Here is a 16,459-nt window from a genome sequence, read left to right on the forward strand (position 1 = left end):
AGATGAATAAATGGTATAAAATAGGACTCCTGGTTTGCCTGTTGGCAGCGATAGGCGCCTGTAAGAAGTTCCTGGAAGTAAAGCCGCTGGATACTCTTTCCGGGAAAGATTTCTGGAAAACACAGCGGGATGCCGAGAGTGCCATCAATGGTGCGTATGGTATTTTGCTGACAAAGTTTACCCGCAGTATTTTATATAACGCAGGCGATTTCCGGGCCGGTAACTGGAACTGGTTCAACAAGAATAACCTGCGTATGCTGGGACAAAACCAGATGCTGGCCACCGGTGGCGGTGATGGTGCAGATAATCCGCAGGACTGGGGCGAATTTTACCAAGCGATCGCATTGTCTAACCTTTGTATAGACCGTATCTCCGGTATACAGGATCCCAATTTCAGCAACCGGGATAAAAAAGCGTTGACAGCGGAAGCCCGCTTTATCCGCGCGTTTACTTACTTCTATATGACCCGCTTGTATGGCGATGTGCCTTTGCAAACAGATGCCTACGATACAAAATTGCAGCCACGGGAAAAGATGTTGACCGTACTGGATTTTTGTTTGAAAGACCTGGCAGCTTCCAAAGACGATTTACCGCTTTCTTACGACGATCCTACCAATCGCGCTGTAAGAGGCACCAAAGGAGGTGCCCTGGCATTGATGGCGCATATCAACATGTGGGCCGCAGGTTTTGATAAGGCCAATGAGAAAAAGTACTGGACACAAACTGCTGCGCTGGTAAAGGAGCTGATGGACCTGAATGTATATAAGCTGCTGCCATATACCAAAGAAACATTCCTGGCTATTTTTAAAGGCCGTTCTGAAGAAGGCATTTTTGAATTGTCGCTGGATGCTAACTATGGCGGTAAGTTCCACTCGCTGATTTGTCAGTGGACGTTGCATGAACCTTATATCCATGATAAGATAGGCGGCAAAAGTGAGATTACGCCTATGATCCGTCACCTGGACCGGATTTATCCCAGGGGAGAGTATGACAAACGCCTGGAGCTTTGGTTTTATAACCCATATAGTACTGATCAAACGCCGATGTTCCTGAAGTATTCTGCCATCACGGATCCTGAAACAAGAGACTATGATGCGAACCTGATTTTTTTCCGCTATGCAGATGTGATTTTGTTGAGAGCAGAAGCATTGGCTTACCTGGGTGAAACCGGTGAATCGATTAAGATGCTGAACCTGGTAAGAGACCGGGCCAGTGCAAAACTATATAACGGTGGTGGCGGCAAACCCTTGCAGGATGCGGTGTTCCTGGAAAGGGAAAAAGAGCTGATGGGAGAGGGGCATTTGTGGTATGACCTTGTTCGTACCGGCCGGATTACGGATAAAAACGTCACAGAAAATTCCCTGACCCCGCAACAGTTGGAGATGGGGGCATGGACCTGGCCTATTTCAAATTCAGCGGTCACTAATAATCCTTTGGTGACCAGGAATCAATATTGGATACAGTAACTACTAAAATAATTACTATGCGCAAGTTATTGTCTTTGGCTGGCATCCTGCTGTTAGTAGCATTGTGTATGTCGGCCTGCAAGAAAGATTATTATGTAGATGGAGGGCTGGCAAATCCTCACTACAACGGTACTATTTATGATTACCTGGTAAAGAATCCTTACCTGTTTGATACAGTAGCCTACATTGTAGAGAAAGCAGGATTGAAAGACATGCTGGAGCATGATTCGGTTACCTTCTTTGCCTTTACAGATCAGAGTGTGGGAGATGCATTGCTGGACCTAAACGATCTGCGTTACCGGTCGGTAGAGGATAGTGCCCACCTGGCGGATATTCCGGGTGAAGTATGGCGGGAATTCCTGTTGCGTTATATCATGAAAGGAAAACATACTGCCAACCAGTTTGCCCGGGTGGATCCTAATAACATATACGCCTATCCGGGAATTAATTATGTAATGGCCGGCGATTATATATTGAACATCGGGCTGGTTTATCAGAATTATAACAACGTGGAAGCGGTGGGGGCACGTATGCTGTTACTGACCGACATCACTTTTGACCCGGTGACTTTCAGGAATAATAGCAATGTAAATGTAGCCTCCTCAGATATTCAACCTACCAATGGTGTGATACATGCGTTGAATATCCGCCATACGCTTGGCTTCCGGGGCGATTTTGTAAGAATAGCAGAGCAGGCATTACAGCATCAATAATCACTTAACGCATTTACTATGAAAAGATATATTTATTTAATAGCGCTGGTGGCCGTTTTAGGTGCATGTAAGAAAGAAGCCATCAGCACCAAAGGGAAGAACCCTTACCAGGAAACGGTATTGCCGGCCATCTATATTAACAAGGATGGGATTAGTCCGGGTACCGGACGTTCGGGCGATGAGGTGGTGATTGCGGGGAAGGGATTTCAGCAGCATAAGGATAAATTATCTATCCTGTTTAATGGGGTGAAGGCCACCATTATTTCCCTAACGGATACGACTGTACGGGTAAAAATACCTGCGCAGGCGGCTACGGGGAATGTGGCGGCACAGGTAGAGCAGCAGTACTTTTTCGGTCCTTTTTTCCGGGTGCTGGGATCTTTTGAAATGGATACGCTGTATCCGTCGCAGATAGGTGCAGATGATGGGATTAACGATATCATCCCGGTGGAAGATGGGAAATACCTGATTGTAGGAAATTTCACGAACTATGGCAACAGCAGTAAGGAAGGAAAGCTAAGCAGGGTGGCAAGAATTAACCATGATGGTACGGTAGATGCCAGTTTTGGACCGGATAAAAAGAATGGTACCAATACCACTGTACGCACAGCCGTGGCATTGTCATCCGGTAAATACCTGGTAGCGGGGTCTTTCAATAACTATGAAGGCCTTGGCTATGTGAATAGTATTGCGTTGGTGAATAACAATGGTTCTCTGGCAGCAGAGAGAATTATTCTGCCGTCCGGGAAGGATTTGACGATATCTGCTTTAAAAGGTGGTATTTCCGGATCGGTGGGCAATATGCATGTACAAAGTGATGGGAATATTTTACTGACGGGTAATTTCCGCTTTTTTGTGCAACCCAATTTTCAGCTGACCAGCTCGCTGGGGTTGGATTCTGTGCACCTGGATTCCATACAGATCAACGGGTTGGTGCGTTTAACGCCGGCCGGTGGCCTGGATAGTACGTACAACTATGACGCGGCACAGCATATAGGCAAAGAAGGTCCTAATGGTGTTATTACGCGCTCTATCCTGTTGCCCGATGGCAAGCTGCTGATAGCCGGTACCTTTACCAGGTATAATGGCCAGGCCGTGAACCGTATTGCACGGCTGAATACGGACGGTTCGCTGGATCCTTCCTTTACGCCCGGGGTGGGAGCGGATCAGGGCATTGACAATATGGAACGGCAGGCAGATGGAAAAATTCTGTTGGTGGGAGGCTTTAATAACTTTGGAGGTATACCCGTACCGCATATTGCCCGTATTAACGACAATGGGGTAATTGATCCTACCTTCAATGTGGGTAAGGGCAGCGACGGATTCTTATATAATATTAGTTTTATGCCGGGTGGGGAAATTATTCTCAGTGGCGCATTCACAAAGTTTGGTGACCTGCAGCGGAACAATATCATTATACTGAATCCCAATGGGTCTATTCATCCTACGTATAATAGCAATGGTGGCATTACGCTTAACTCTGCCATGGGCCGGGGTGGCATCATGAAGATGGTGCAACAGGCAGGTGAAAAGTCCATGTTGGTAGTAGGTAGTTTTACCCGGTTTGATTACCGGGTGGCTAACCGGATTGTGCGGATTACCTATCCTTAGGAGCTGGAAGCATAAAGCGGAAAGCAAAAAGCTATTGTAGCGAATGATTGTTGCGTATACTTATTCGCGCTGATCTATCTGCTACAATAGCTTTTTGCTTTTTGTTTTCCGCTTTATGCTTTCTGCTTACCTTCACCGCATGGGATATGATCCGGAATACACACAAAAGGTGATTACGCAAACGCAGAACTGGATCAGGAAACTGGTGATTGGTTGTAATTTTTGTCCGTTTGCCAGCAGGGAGGTAAAGCGTAATAGTGTACGCTACCGGGTGAGTGAAGCCACTACACTACTTTCGGTGAAGGACCATTTCCTGGAGGAATGCCGGTTGTTGGATAAAGACCGGGAGATAGCCACCACGTTGCTTATTTTACCAGCCGCCTTTCCCATATTCATAGATTATCTGAAGATGATCACCGCTGCGGGGCAATTGCTTCGGCGAAAGAAGTACGAGGGTATCTACCAGGTAGCGGAGTTTCATCCACTGTACCAGTTTGCCGGCACACTTCCCGAAGACGCCGCCAATTATACCAACCGCTCTATCTACCCCATGCTGCATATTTTGCGGGAGGCAGATATCAGGAAAGCATTAGCGTTTTATCCTCATCCCCCGGAACAGATTCCGGAACACAATATTAATTTCGCCCGTGAAAAAGGAACTACTTACATGAAAATGCTGAGGGATAGTTGTTTTTAGATATATGTTTTATATCTTAAAGGTCCTTATCCCGAACTATGTATTTTTTTAGTATTGTCAGGTGTATTGTCAGTAAAGTAGTTTACTTTTTCTATGTAAAACCCAGGGAAGTGAAATGGGCCAGCCAACGGGTCAGGACATTGGAGTCTGCTCTGGGAGGACGTTTGGATGATGCCACTTTTTACAAAATCGTGAATAGTTATGCTATTTATAACCCCGTTATTTGCGAAGCGTTTACCGCATTAAGACACCGGCGTTCCCGTGATGCAGAGAAGGAACGCATGCTGCAATACTTCATCTGTAGTTCCTTATTTGATAATTTCTGCGATAGAAATGAGTTAACGCAGGAGGCACTGCACCAGATTACATTTTCACCAGCCACCTATACACCGGGTTCTTTTGATGAGCAGCTATTCCGGCAGGCACATCTTTTCTTATGCGGAGAAGTACCCGATAAAGTGGGCTATCAACAGGTAATGCAGGGTATATTCCAATCACAGGTAGACTCCCTGAAGCAATTCAATCCCGCCATCAGTAATGAAGAAATCCGGCAAATTACGTTCAGAAAAGGAGGGTATGCGGTGTTGCTTTGCCATTTTTACCTGGACGACGGGGCCTCGGAACCCGAGCAGCAGTGCTGGTACCAGATGGGCGGCATGATTCAGCTGATCAATGACCTATTCGATATTTACAGGGATTACCAGGACGGCATTGCTACTTTGCCGAACCGGATGACCGATGCTTATGCGTTTCAGTTGTACTACATGGAGTTGGTGGAACGGCTCAAAAGAGAAGTCGCCCATTTGCCTTTTCCGCCGGCAGCTAAACGGCATCTGACCGTTTCCATCATCGGCATTTGTGCCGTAGGAGCCATGGCTATCCGGCAATTGCAACAAATACAGGGCAATGCTCCGGCGTTGCCGGATTTGCGCAGTTTGCCACGTAAGGCCTTGATTGTAGACATGGAGAAGCCCCGGAATATGTGGTATTGCATCCGCTGGATTTATCAGCATGCGCGGCCACAGGCAACCGTTATCCAGATGGCAGAACGCCGGGACGCTGTGGCTGAAGTCAGGTAGCGGTGGTGGATTTTCTTACAATCAGGGAGGAAGGAATCACCTGTTGTTGTTCGGACAATGCAAAACTGCTATTTTTTAATGCCTTGAATAACAGGGTGGCGGCGGCCTTACCCATGTCAAAAGCCGGTTGGGAGATGGTGGTGAGGGATGGGTTTAAAAACCGGGCAGTGGAGAGATTTGAGAACCCGATAACCTGCAGATCCTGTGGAATACGCAGTCCTGATTCCTCACATACTTCATATACGGCGGTAGCCAGTTTTTCTGTGGTGGCAATGATGCCATCGTACTGTTGTTCCCGGAATATTTTTTTCAGCAGTAGTTTCGTAGCGGCGTGATCGTTAGAACAGTAGGTGATGGCAGCGTTGCTTTGCGGCAGTCCGTGGGCAGCCAGGGCCAGCAGGAATCCTTCTGCCCGCCTGTTGCTGATAGACAAATGTGGGGAAGCGGCCAATAATCCAATATGTTTGCATCCACCCGCTACCAGGTGGCTGGTGGCTTTGTAAGCGGCAGTAGCATCATCGGTGGTAATTTTGGCGGCGACAACATCTTCACATACCCTGTCAAAGAAAACGATAGGTATTTCTTTGACCAGTTGATCCAGTCCATGCGGGGCCGAAGCGGTTTCTGTGGTCACAGAAATCAGTACGCCATCTACCCGCCCGCTCTGGAAGTCTTTCAGAATGCCTCTTTCTTTCCCGGAATTCTCATGGGTGAGGTAAATCAGTACATGATAACCTTTTTCCTGGGCAACAGATTCTATACCGTTAATGGCTTCTGCAAAGAAGCTGTCGGCTACTTCCGGAATCACTACGGCAATGGTATGGCTGGCCTTCTTTCTCAGGCTGCTGGCATAAGGATTAGGCACGTAATTGAGTTCTCTTGCCAGTGCCAGCACCCGCTGCTTGGTTTCTTCGCTGATTTCATGGCTGTTACTCAACGCTTTGGAAATAGTGGCGGTTGATAACTGCAGTCTTTCCGCGAGCATCCTGATCGTGACGTTTTCCATATGATGGCCTTGTTACTTAATCGGTTAAGTAAATAAAGTTATTCTATTATGCGGAAGATTTTTAAAAAGATCGCATATTTAGAGCAGGATAATTTCCTTCTTTTCCACGAACTTCTAAAATCATGTATTATGGATAACGTTAATGGACAGCCCAACCCTGCACCACTCCAATCGCTGGATCAATGGGAAGATGATTTGCTGGAGCGCTATCCCGATCCTGCCAACATCAACAAAGATAAAAGCACTGCCGAGTTCCGTAATTATGCGGAGCCTCCCAGAGACACGGTACGTGAATTTTACCGGTTGAATCATACCTATCAATCATATGCTTTCGTAAAACAGAAAGAACAGGAATTTCTTTCTTTCAATAAAAAGGAAATGTCGGTATGGGATGCCTTTAATTTCCTGAATCAGCTGGTAGATGACTCAGATCCGGATACAGACCTGGATCAGTTTCAACACCTGCTGCAAACCTCTGAAGCTATTCGCGCGGATGGTCATCCTGACTGGATGGTATTAACCGGTTTGTTTCATGATATGGGAAAAGTATTATGCCTGTTTGGAGAACCACAATGGGCAGTAGTAGGAGATACCTTCCCGGTAGGATGCGCATTTTCCGACAAAATTGTTTTCCACGAATTCTTCAAAAATAACCCGGATATCAACAATCCTGATTATAATACCAAATACGGCGTATATGAGCCTAACTGCGGCTTAAACAATGTACACCTGAGCTGGGGCCACGATGAATATATTTACCAGATGATGAAGGATCACTTGCCGGAACCTGCGCTGTATATGCTGCGTTACCACTCTTTTTATCCGCAGCACAGAGAGCATGCCTACGGTCACCTGATGAATGCACATGATGTGGAAATGTTTAAATGGGTAGATCTGTTTAATCCATATGACCTGTATTCAAAAAGCCCGGTGCCACCCAACTGGAAAGAGTTGAAGCCTTATTATGAAGATCTTGTTGCCAAATATTTGCCCGCTACTTTAAAATTCTGATAGTAGCGCAGGCTAACAAAGGATTATCGGGGATGGATGCACGCAGTGATACAACATAACATCCATCCGGATAATCCTTTTTTATTTTTTCCACGGGGGAAAGTCTTATATTCCATCCAGGTATTTATATCCACGTCATTCAACTGCTGATCAACCACGAACCACTCATGAGTAATCAACTTGTCTTAAAAGACTACCTGGTATTTGCATTATATTTTATTATTGTTGCTTCCTACGGTTATTGGATTTATAAAAAGAAGAAGAAGGGAGTGGTGAGTGCTTCCAAGAATTTTTTCCTGGCAGAAGGCTCACTTACCTGGTGGGCTATTGGCGCCTCTATTATTGCTTCCAATATTTCGGCAGAGCAGTTCATTGGTATGAGCGGCGACGGTTTTTTTGTGGGAATTGCCGTATCGGTATATGAGTGGGTAGGTGCGGCTGCACTGATTATTGTAGCGGTATTCCTGATGCCGGTGTATATCAAAAACAAGATATATACCATGCCCCAGTTTTTGAAAACCCGGTATAATGAAACGGTGGCCTTAATCATGTCTATTTTCTGGTTATTCCTGTATGTATTTGTTAACCTGACATCCATTCTCTACCTGGGCGCATTGGCTATTAACGGACTATTGGGCGGGGCTTACTTTCATGAAGTGATGGTGGCATTGGCGGTCTTCTCCGTTATTATTACCCTGGGCGGTATGAAAGTAATTGGTTACACCGATGTAATACAAGTGGGGGTACTGATTGTAGGCGGCCTGGCTACTACGTATATGGCCTTAACGGTAGTGAGTGAAAAATTTGGTTTTGGGAAAGATGTACTCGCCGGGTTTAATGTGTTGATACGGGAAGCGCCCGATCATTTTCATATGATGTTAAAGAAACCTGCTGCCACGGCGCCGCAGGACTATGTAAATAAATACCTGATTTTGCCTGGTTTTGGGATGTATATTGCCGGGCAGTGGATCAGCAACCTGAATTACTGGGGTTGTAACCAGTATATTACACAACGTGCGCTGGGTGCAGATTTGCAAACTGCCCGCACGGGTATTTTATTTGCCGGGTTGCTGAAAATTCTGATGCCGGTGATTGTGATGTTGCCAGGTATAGTGGCTTATGTATTGTACCAGCATGGACATCTTCCTCAGTTGGAAGGCGGCCATAAAGATGGCGCCTATGCTGCAATTCTTACCTTACTGCCTTCGGGACTGAAAGGATTGGCTATTGCCGCTCTAACTGCGGCTATTGTGGCATCGCTGGCGGGCAAGTCGAACAGTATTTCCACCATTTTTACGCTGGATGTGTACAAGAAATATATCAATACCGGCGCTGATGAAAAGCAGTTGGTATGGATTGGAAGAGTGACGATTATCGTAGCGATTATTGTTGGCGTAATATTCACCTGGAATGATGCTTTGGGCATTGGTGGCGCCGGAGGATATACTTTTGTGCAGAAGTATTCCAGCTTTATCAGCCCGGGTGTATTTGCCACCTTCATTTTAGGTATGTTCTGGAAACGTACCAGTGGTACTGCCGCCATCGCAGGGATCATTACCGGCTTTGTGGCGTCATTGTTTTTCAACCAGCTGGCGGTGCGGATTTTTGGTCCGGAAACGATGCTGTACAGTGCTTTTCATAATGCGAGTGGCGATTATGAAATTCCATTTTTTATCAGCCTGGGATGGTCTTTCCTGACAACGGTGCTGGTGATGGTGGGTATCAGCCTGGCTGGTCCGAAAGTGAGCGACAAAGCCTTTGCGCTGGATTATGAAATGTTTAAACTAAAACCTTCTTCTGTGGTATTAATCGTCACCATTTTATTGTTGTTGTCGGTTATTTATATCAGGTTCTGGTAAAGTTTGTATATATACTCGCTGTCTACTTGTTACAAAGCTGTTGCGCCTGCAACAGCTTTTTTTATGCGGAAAGCGGAAAGCGGAAAGCAAAAAGCTATTGAAGCGATTGACCATTGCGGATATTCGCGCTAATCACTCGCTTCAATAGCTTTTTGCTTTCCGCTTTTTGCTTTCTGCTACACTCTTACCACAATTTTGCCTTGTGTTTTACCAGAAGCCACTTGTGTATGTGCTTTCCCCATTTCTTCGAATGAGTAAGTGTGGGAAACATCAGAGTGGAGGGCGCCTTCCGCCAGCAGTGCGGCGATGGAGCGGGTACCGGTGGTATCGGATTTTACGGTGAGGCGATCGATGTATACATTTTTAGCGGCGGCCTTAGCTTTTAAGTCATCATCGAAATGTATGAGGAGGCTCACCAGGCGGCCGTTGGGTTTAACGGTGTTGAGGGAGCGTTGGAGATGGCCGGGTGCGCCAATCGCATCAATCACCACATCTACGTCTTTGGCAAGGGTTTCAAAGTCTTGCTGGGTATAGTCGATGTATTCATCTGCGCCCAGGCGTTTTACGGCGTCTTTCTTGGAGCCAGAAGCCGTGGCGATAACATGGGCGCCGAAGTGTTTGGCGATTTGTACCGCATAGTGTCCTACGCCACCAGCTGCTGCGTGAATCAGTACTCTTTCACCCTTTTGTATTTTGGCAGAATCTACCAGTGCCTGCCAGGCGGTGAGTGCCGCCAGGGAAGCAGCCGCTGCTTCTTCATAGGAGGTGTTGGCTGGTTTCAGGGCGATGTGGCTGGCCGGAGCAGCTACATATTCTGCGTAGGCTTTACCAGGGCCCGCAAAGTTCACCATACCAAATACATCATCTCCCACTTTGAAATCGGTCACGTCTTTACCCACGGCTACTACCTTGCCGGAGATGTCCCAGCCCAGGATAATGTCTTCGCCGGGAGTAGGCTGTACATAGGCATTCAGGGCTGCTTCAACGGCGCGTACGAAGTTGTCTACCGGGTTGATACCAATAGCCTTGTTATGTACCAGTACTTCATTGTCTTTTATAGTTGGAACAGGAACGTCTTTAATAACCAGGTTTTCCACACCACCTACGGCTTGTAATACGATTGCTTTCATATCAGATAAATTTGTTTTTGTGATTTGATGAATCAAAATTCCAATAAATTTGTGGGTAAGCCCTTGTACAAACAGGGGTTCATTTTGTACAATATCAGGTTATGCAAGTATTGAATCTCTTTAAACCATTTGATATCATCATGATAGAAGAAGGGAGTTGCCCGATGGGACAGCACCGGAACACCTTCTTTGAGCTATTGTATATTCTCAAGGGAACGGGAACCCTGCATAACAATCAGCATACCTTTGAGTATGGGCCGGAACAACTGTTCCTGTTTATGCCCCAGGATACGCATTACACCCGGATAAAAGAGCGAACTACCTTCCTCTTTATCCGTTTCAACGGCATTTACCTGGAAGCACAACGTACCGGTACTTCTCATAGCAACCTGGGCGACTGGGCCCGTAAGCTGGAATATGTTTTTCTGAATAATCATCATTTTCCGGGCTGTATCCTGCGTAATGAAGCCGATAAACCGGTGATCAAAGCGCTGATAGATGCATTGATCCTGGAGTATCCCAGGGAGCAATCCCTGCGTAACGAGGTGGTACAACAACTGGTGAATACTATTCTTACCATTGTAGCCCGAAATGTAGCGATGGTAGAGCCGGAGAAGCCGGCGGTGAATATTGAGCAGTCCAACGACTTAATGAGTTACATACACCAGAATATCTACTACCCGGAAATGTTACGGTCCGATAAACTGGCTGCGAAGTTTAACATCTCACAAAATTATGTAGGTGAATATGTGAAGAAGGTCACCGGAGAAAGCATACAGCGGTACGTAACGCGTTATAAGCTGAAGCTGGTAGAAACGCGCTTACAGTACAGCGATATGCGGATGAGTGAAATCGTAGAAGAGCTGGGCTTTACAGACGAAAGCCACTTAAACAGAACGTTTAAGAAACATACCGGCATTAATCCTACTGATTTCCGGAAAAAGATGTGGGCAGAAAAGAATTACCAGCCGGGTATGAGCGGCTGATCTTTACATGGCCAGCAATACGGCCACATAGTGGCAAATAGCGGCTGCCAGTACCAGGAAATGCCAGATGGCATGGGTATAGGTATACTTATCCCAGATATAGAAAATAACCCCAATGGTATATAATCCTCCACCAATGGCCAGCATGATCATTACCGGCAATGGCAGTGTATCGAAAAACCGCCGCCCGCCTGCAATCATGATCCAGCCCATTGCGAGGTAAATAATGGTAGAAACAATATCGTATTTGCCGGTAAACCAGGTTTTAAAGAATACGCCTACCAGCGTTAATCCCCAGAGTACCGATAACAGCGTAATACCAAAAGCATTATTCATATACACCAACAGAAATGGGGTATAGGTGCCGGCAATTAAAAAATAAATGCTGATATGGTCAAACACGAGGAACAGCTTTTTGATGGCGGCTTCCTGTGATAAATGATAGATCGTGGAGTTGGTAAAAAGTAAGATAAAGCAGAAGGTATAGATACAGGCACCTACAATGCCCGGGGTGTTATTGTGCGTAGCGGCAATCCCTGCCAGCATGGGTAATGCACTTACGCCAAATATAATGCCCAATCCATGTATCAGACCATTGACGATTTCCTGTTTGCGGGTATATCCTGTTTCATTCTTACTAACTGGCATTGATTCAAATTTTCTACTGACTTATTGGTGCTATCAATGCAAAAGTAGGACAATAATGCACGCCGACGGATCGAATTTATTTATCTCATCATATAGGATTTTTGTCATGGTGCAGGATTAGACTGATTATACTGATTTTGGTTTTTGATAAATAAACAAAAAAAAGATGTTGGTGAATATCTTCCAACATCTTTTAAAATCAAGAAAATAAAATCAGTATAATCAGTCTAATCCTGTACCAAGACAAAAAATCGCCCTAATACACCGCTTTCCAGCCTTTTTCTTTCCAGTAGCTAATGATAGGTTGATAAGGTCCATACTTATGTTGTGCTACGGAGAAGGTATCTGCAAAGGGGCCATGGTCGTAATCGATGGCTTTTTCTGCTATATGTGGATAGTCGAAGCTTTTAGGATTGGGTCTGGGATGGATATCATCGTTGTTAACGAATGCTGCGATATCCAGGGCTTCCTGGTCGGTGAGGAAAGGTTTGCCCGGCATGGCTTTATCGAATGGCATATTGTTTTTCAGCCATTCAGCCTGCTTGATGACCCGGTGCATGCTGGAGCCGGGCTGATAAGCGGTGCTGCCCCAGAGTGGCGGATAAACGTAAGTGCTTTTGTCTGCATTCCATTGCCCTTCTCCATTGGGACCATGACAGCGGGAGCAGTTTTCCTGGTACAACAGCTGTCCGTGTTGCGGATTAGCGGCGATATCAGGAAAAGCGACGGTCAGGTTTTTAGCGCCTTTGAAGGGTTGGTTTTTGGGTACAAAAGTGCTGAGCCATTTAAAGTACGAGAGGAACGCCACCATTTCTTTACTGTCCAGCGGCAGAGGTTTGCCGTTATGCGGGCGGGTAACGCAGTTGTTGACTCTTTCTGCCAGCGTTAATACTTTGCCTTCCCTGCCACGGTATTGCGGATAATGATCATGGGAGGACATGAGGTTGAAGGAAAAAGCTTTGGTACCGGCATCCTGGTGGCAGTTGGTGCAATTCATTTTATTACCCAGGTATTTGCCTGCGCTGCCATCGGGACCTATTAAAACGGCCGTGTTCATCATCAGTTCCCGGCCATAACGTACAGACTCCCCAAATTGATCATGTGGAATGAGAGCCGTATCAGCCATAATTATTTGTTCAGCGGCGGGTGTGGCAGCTTTGGCTGATTTGCCTTCCACCGCGGAGCCACAGGAGGAAATAATGGCGAACCCACTGATGCTGGCTAAACCTATCACTATTAAATTTCTCATGTGTTGTTTTTTTATGTTGACATTAATGCACATAACCCGGTTGTGATACGTAAGGCGCGAGGCTTTCTGCCGGGATAGAAGACGCCCGGTAAGACGACATGCCTGTTCTCATCAGCCAGAGAAACCTGCCTTGCAGGTTGGTCAGGATAACGGTGTTACGTTTGGTAGCGCAGGAGAGCAAGGTGCTGTCGCCCACCAGGTAGCTGCTGCCCATTCTTTCATTAAAGTTTTCCGGCGGCAGTTTGGTATCTATGACGAGTGAGGCTTTCTTCGCTGCTTCATCGATTTTAAAGGAGAGGGTACGGGAAGTTTTTTTGCTCACCCCGTTGTCGAAGAACATCAGGTCTCCGTGTTCATTGATATGTACGGCATGGGCCTGATCAAAGATGGCTTCTGCCGGTATATCGAAATCGCCGTCTTTGCCGAACGTCCATATGCGTTTGCCGGTGCGGGCATCTATCTTCCAGATCTGGCCATTGTTATAGAAAGAGATGAGGTAGTTACCATCTTTATCTAACGCAATGCAATTGGCGTGCATCCAGTCTTTTTTTTCTTTTAAGATGTTTTTATCATCGAGGGGATTGAGCGCATCAAATACTGTCCACTTCCAGATTGTTTTGCCTTGTTTATCCATTACTAAAATGCCGTCGCCGCGAACGGTATCTGTTTTACTGCCGCCTTTGCTGCTGAGGTCTGTGACACGGTCTTCCACGCAGAGTGTGACGAATTCATTTTTCGGTGTCAGTAAAATTTCATGGTGGATGGTAGGGGCAAAATCCCGTCCTTTTTTGAGGTCTGCCAGGGTGTCGCCGGTGAGGGAAACTTCCAGTATTTCATCGCCGTAGCTGGTTTCGTAGCCCGGGCCACCCAGGAGCGACAGGAATGTATGGTTGTCTGTAAAACGGGCAACTTTAAACCCGGTACCACTCACCTGGTGATACCATACAATTTTCCCTTTGGCATTTAACAGAAACAATACACCGGGATCATCGCGGCGGGAAACCATGACATAGCCTTTCCGGAAGCTGGCAGGTAACACGGTGCTATCGGGACAGATTACGTTGAATATGTCCTTCATCCACATCGGATAATCGTTGGTGTTAAAAGTGTATACCTTACTGTCCTGGAGATCCTGGCCATGACCGGTGCGTACCCGGTATTCATAGCTTTGTACGGGCACCAGGTTGGTGAGCACAATGGTGTGGTGTAACTGATGTAAAGACAGTGGTGTAGTAGTGCGCAGGGTTGGTTGCCCTTTTGGCCAGTATTCCACGGCAGCATCCACAGTATCGGTGCATTGTATATCTACTTTTACCTTGAGGGCATTTTGTCCCTTGGGTGCAAGTACAATTTCGGAGATGTTACCGGCATTGTTATTTCCGCAGCTTTGCAGGAACAACGCTGCTGCCATTGGGAGCAATGGCAGCAGGCGTTGTATGTTATTCCATTTTTTCATCAATGTGCAGTGATTTACTGGCGACGGCCACTATTACTGAGGCTTTTGTTCAGATCTGTTTGCGCTTGCGGATAAGGGAAATACTTATCTGTTGCGATTTTGATACTGGGTATTTTGCCTACTGCAGTAAGATACGTATTTACAACAGTTTCGTACTTATCCATGCGGATCAGGTCTTGTCTGCGTTTGCATTCGAAGAACAGCTCCCAGCCACGTTCCTGCAGGATAGCGTCACGAAGGGTTTCTTTGCTGAAGGTGCTGGCATTTCCTAACAGGGTGGCATGAGAGCGTCCTTTTACCTGGTTGATCAGACCAATAGCTTCACTGGTAGGACCATTCAGCTCATTCAGTGCTTCTGCTCTGCACAGCAGGATATCTGCATAGCGAAGAATCGGGAACACGTGTCCGTCGTAGTAAGTAGTAGAACCTTTCGGATCCGCAAATTTGGTGGTGGCTACATCCGGCATGTAGTAGAACCCTGCAGGCGGATTGGTTTGTCCGGCTGGCGCCTGCATGTATTGGAGGCCATCTGTTCCTTTGTAACTGTAGTAGAACATTTGTTTGCGATCGTCATTATCACCAAAGGAGTTCCAGAAATACCAGGTAACCGCGAAGTACTGCCATCTGTCCGTAACAACAGGATTGTTAATGGGACCGAAGTGGTTCATGATTTCCACAGCGTCATTGAGTGGGTCGGCCAGGGCACTGAAGATATTTTCCTGGCACCATTTATTTTTCTCGGCAAACAATCCTGCATAAGAAGGATATAATCCGTAGCCCAGTTTCATGATTTCAGTGGTGAGGTCCAGCGCTTTCTGCCATTGGTGTTCCCGCATATATAGTTTGCAGAGTAATGACATGGCAGCGCCTTTGGTAGCACGACCGATATCATTAGTTTTGTAGATAGGGCTGTTCAGGTAATCGGCTGGTAATTGCTGTGCAGCAAATTCCAGGTCACTGATGATCAGTTTATTGATCTCTGTTACAGGTGTGGTAGGCAGGGCTGCTTCATAATCCGGTTGGGCAATGTTTTTTGCTACTGTTTCTTCCGTCACCAGGGGAACCGGGCCAAAAGCATCTGTGAGATCCACGTAGCCCAGTGCGCGCAGAAACCGGAGTTCGCCGGTAAACTGATTTTTCTGCGCATCAGTAATGTTGCTCATTTTAGGAATATAATATAGCGCGATGTTGGCATCTGTTACCAGTTTATACTGATGCTGCCAGGCGAAAGCCAGGTAGGTGTTGGCCGGTGCCCATTGGCAATCAGACATCAGGCCTACATCTCCACCAGAGCTGGCGTGACCTATGTCGGTGGTGAGATCGGAAATGGTAACCTGGAAACCTGCGTAATACATCCAGGCATCAGATCTGCCGCTGGGTTGTTTTAGTCTTGAGTATACCCCGTTGACAGCAGCTTTGGCATCGCTCAGGGTGAGGAAAGCATTGTTGTCTGTCAGGTAACTATATACTTTTGGCTCCACCAGTTTCTTACACGAAGTAGCGCCAAGCAGTAGGGCGGTAAGTGCGATATATGCGTATTTCATTTGT

General features: G+C 46.5%; 14 protein-coding genes. 8 read left to right on the plus strand and 6 right to left on the minus strand.

Annotated elements, in window-relative coordinates:
- Positions 1-2: 2 nt before the first annotated feature.
- The 5 genes from AC5ZC7_RS05175 to AC5ZC7_RS05195 all read left to right on the plus strand — a co-directional run bounded on the left by AC5ZC7_RS05175 (position 3) and on the right by AC5ZC7_RS05195 (position 5,566).
- The gene (locus AC5ZC7_RS05175; protein ID WP_496160660.1) at positions 3-1,466 is read left to right on the plus strand and encodes a RagB/SusD family nutrient uptake outer membrane protein; all 1,464 of its coding nucleotides are present in this window, start codon (positions 3-5) and stop codon (positions 1,464-1,466) included.
- 17 nt (positions 1,467-1,483) lie between these two features.
- Positions 1,484-2,179, plus strand: coding sequence for a fasciclin domain-containing protein (locus AC5ZC7_RS05180; RefSeq protein ID WP_496160659.1), 696 nt, complete (start codon positions 1,484-1,486; stop codon positions 2,177-2,179).
- A gap of 18 nt (positions 2,180-2,197) precedes the next feature.
- Positions 2,198-3,790, plus strand: a complete 1,593-nt coding sequence (locus AC5ZC7_RS05185; RefSeq protein ID WP_496160658.1) for an IPT/TIG domain-containing protein — start codon at positions 2,198-2,200, stop codon at positions 3,788-3,790.
- 94 nt (positions 3,791-3,884) lie between these two features.
- The gene (locus AC5ZC7_RS05190; RefSeq protein ID WP_496160657.1) at positions 3,885-4,487 is read left to right on the plus strand and encodes a DUF1415 family protein; all 603 of its coding nucleotides are present in this window, start codon (positions 3,885-3,887) and stop codon (positions 4,485-4,487) included.
- A gap of 110 nt (positions 4,488-4,597) precedes the next feature.
- Positions 4,598-5,566: an isoprenoid biosynthesis enzyme family protein gene (locus AC5ZC7_RS05195; protein WP_496160656.1), complete on the plus strand. Its 969-nt coding sequence runs from the start codon at positions 4,598-4,600 to the stop codon at positions 5,564-5,566.
- On the opposite strand, the gene AC5ZC7_RS05200 is transcribed toward AC5ZC7_RS05195, so the two are convergent.
- Positions 5,559-6,572: a substrate-binding domain-containing protein gene (locus tag AC5ZC7_RS05200; protein WP_496160655.1), complete on the minus strand. Its 1,014-nt coding sequence runs from the start codon at positions 6,570-6,572 to the stop codon at positions 5,559-5,561. The genes AC5ZC7_RS05195 and AC5ZC7_RS05200 overlap by 8 nt on opposite strands.
- Before the next feature lie 129 nt (positions 6,573-6,701).
- Here AC5ZC7_RS05200 and AC5ZC7_RS05205 point away from each other — a divergent pair, with 129 nt between their 5' ends.
- The gene (locus tag AC5ZC7_RS05205; protein WP_496160654.1) at positions 6,702-7,583 is read left to right on the plus strand and encodes an inositol oxygenase family protein; all 882 of its coding nucleotides are present in this window, start codon (positions 6,702-6,704) and stop codon (positions 7,581-7,583) included.
- A gap of 167 nt (positions 7,584-7,750) precedes the next feature.
- Positions 7,751-9,442: a sodium:solute symporter family transporter gene (locus AC5ZC7_RS05210; protein WP_496160653.1), complete on the plus strand. Its 1,692-nt coding sequence runs from the start codon at positions 7,751-7,753 to the stop codon at positions 9,440-9,442.
- A gap of 176 nt (positions 9,443-9,618) precedes the next feature.
- Here the strand turns inward: AC5ZC7_RS05210 and AC5ZC7_RS05215 are convergent, their stop codons facing one another.
- A complete protein-coding gene (locus AC5ZC7_RS05215) occupies positions 9,619-10,572 on the minus strand; it encodes a zinc-binding dehydrogenase (protein ID WP_496160652.1) in 954 nt (317 codons plus the stop codon).
- A 101-nt stretch (positions 10,573-10,673) separates the two neighbouring features.
- Between AC5ZC7_RS05215 and AC5ZC7_RS05220 the strand changes: the two genes are divergently transcribed.
- The gene (locus AC5ZC7_RS05220) at positions 10,674-11,558 is read left to right on the plus strand and encodes a helix-turn-helix domain-containing protein (protein ID WP_496160651.1); all 885 of its coding nucleotides are present in this window, start codon (positions 10,674-10,676) and stop codon (positions 11,556-11,558) included.
- Between the two features lie 3 nt (positions 11,559-11,561).
- On the opposite strand, the gene trhA is transcribed toward AC5ZC7_RS05220, so the two are convergent.
- The 4 genes from trhA to AC5ZC7_RS05240 form a co-directional block, all read right to left on the minus strand.
- Positions 11,562-12,206 carry a PAQR family membrane homeostasis protein TrhA gene (gene trhA, locus AC5ZC7_RS05225; RefSeq protein WP_496160650.1) on the minus strand — a complete coding sequence of 215 codons (645 nt, stop codon included), beginning with the start codon at positions 12,204-12,206 and terminating at the stop codon, positions 11,562-11,564.
- A 256-nt stretch (positions 12,207-12,462) separates the two neighbouring features.
- Entirely contained in the window at positions 12,463-13,455 is a 993-nt protein-coding gene (locus AC5ZC7_RS05230) for a c-type cytochrome (protein ID WP_496160649.1), read from the minus strand.
- Positions 13,456-13,477: 22 nt separating this feature from the next.
- Positions 13,478-14,911, minus strand: a complete 1,434-nt coding sequence (locus AC5ZC7_RS05235) for an aryl-sulfate sulfotransferase (protein ID WP_496160648.1) — start codon at positions 14,909-14,911, stop codon at positions 13,478-13,480.
- 14 nt (positions 14,912-14,925) lie between these two features.
- A complete protein-coding gene (locus AC5ZC7_RS05240) occupies positions 14,926-16,455 on the minus strand; it encodes a RagB/SusD family nutrient uptake outer membrane protein (RefSeq protein WP_496160647.1) in 1,530 nt (509 codons plus the stop codon).
- Between the last annotated feature and the right edge of the window lie 4 nt (positions 16,456-16,459).

The sequence above is a fragment of the Chitinophaga sp. 9-1-y genome, assembly GCF_059511905.2.

Bases quoted from the DNA above. Each gene is read 5' to 3' on its own strand.
- AC5ZC7_RS05180 (WP_496160659.1), top strand. From the start codon at position 1,484: ATGCGCAAGTTATTGTCTTTGGCTGGCATCCTGCTGTTAGTAGCATTG.
- AC5ZC7_RS05200 (WP_496160655.1), bottom strand. From the start codon at position 6,572: ATGGAAAACGTCACGATCAGGATGCTCGCGGAAAGACTGCAGTTATCA.
- AC5ZC7_RS05240 (WP_496160647.1), bottom strand. From the start codon at position 16,455: ATGAAATACGCATATATCGCACTTACCGCCCTACTGCTTGGCGCTACT.
- AC5ZC7_RS05230 (WP_496160649.1), bottom strand. From the start codon at position 13,455: ATGAGAAATTTAATAGTGATAGGTTTAGCCAGCATCAGTGGGTTCGCC.
- AC5ZC7_RS05205 (WP_496160654.1), top strand. From the start codon at position 6,702: ATGGATAACGTTAATGGACAGCCCAACCCTGCACCACTCCAATCGCTG.
- AC5ZC7_RS05220 (WP_496160651.1), top strand. From the start codon at position 10,674: ATGCAAGTATTGAATCTCTTTAAACCATTTGATATCATCATGATAGAA.
- AC5ZC7_RS05185 (WP_496160658.1), top strand. From the start codon at position 2,198: ATGAAAAGATATATTTATTTAATAGCGCTGGTGGCCGTTTTAGGTGCA.
- AC5ZC7_RS05235 (WP_496160648.1), bottom strand. From the start codon at position 14,911: ATGAAAAAATGGAATAACATACAACGCCTGCTGCCATTGCTCCCAATG.
- trhA (WP_496160650.1), bottom strand. From the start codon at position 12,206: ATGCCAGTTAGTAAGAATGAAACAGGATATACCCGCAAACAGGAAATC.
- AC5ZC7_RS05175 (WP_496160660.1), top strand. From the start codon at position 3: ATGAATAAATGGTATAAAATAGGACTCCTGGTTTGCCTGTTGGCAGCG.
- AC5ZC7_RS05210 (WP_496160653.1), top strand. From the start codon at position 7,751: ATGAGTAATCAACTTGTCTTAAAAGACTACCTGGTATTTGCATTATAT.
- AC5ZC7_RS05215 (WP_496160652.1), bottom strand. From the start codon at position 10,572: ATGAAAGCAATCGTATTACAAGCCGTAGGTGGTGTGGAAAACCTGGTT.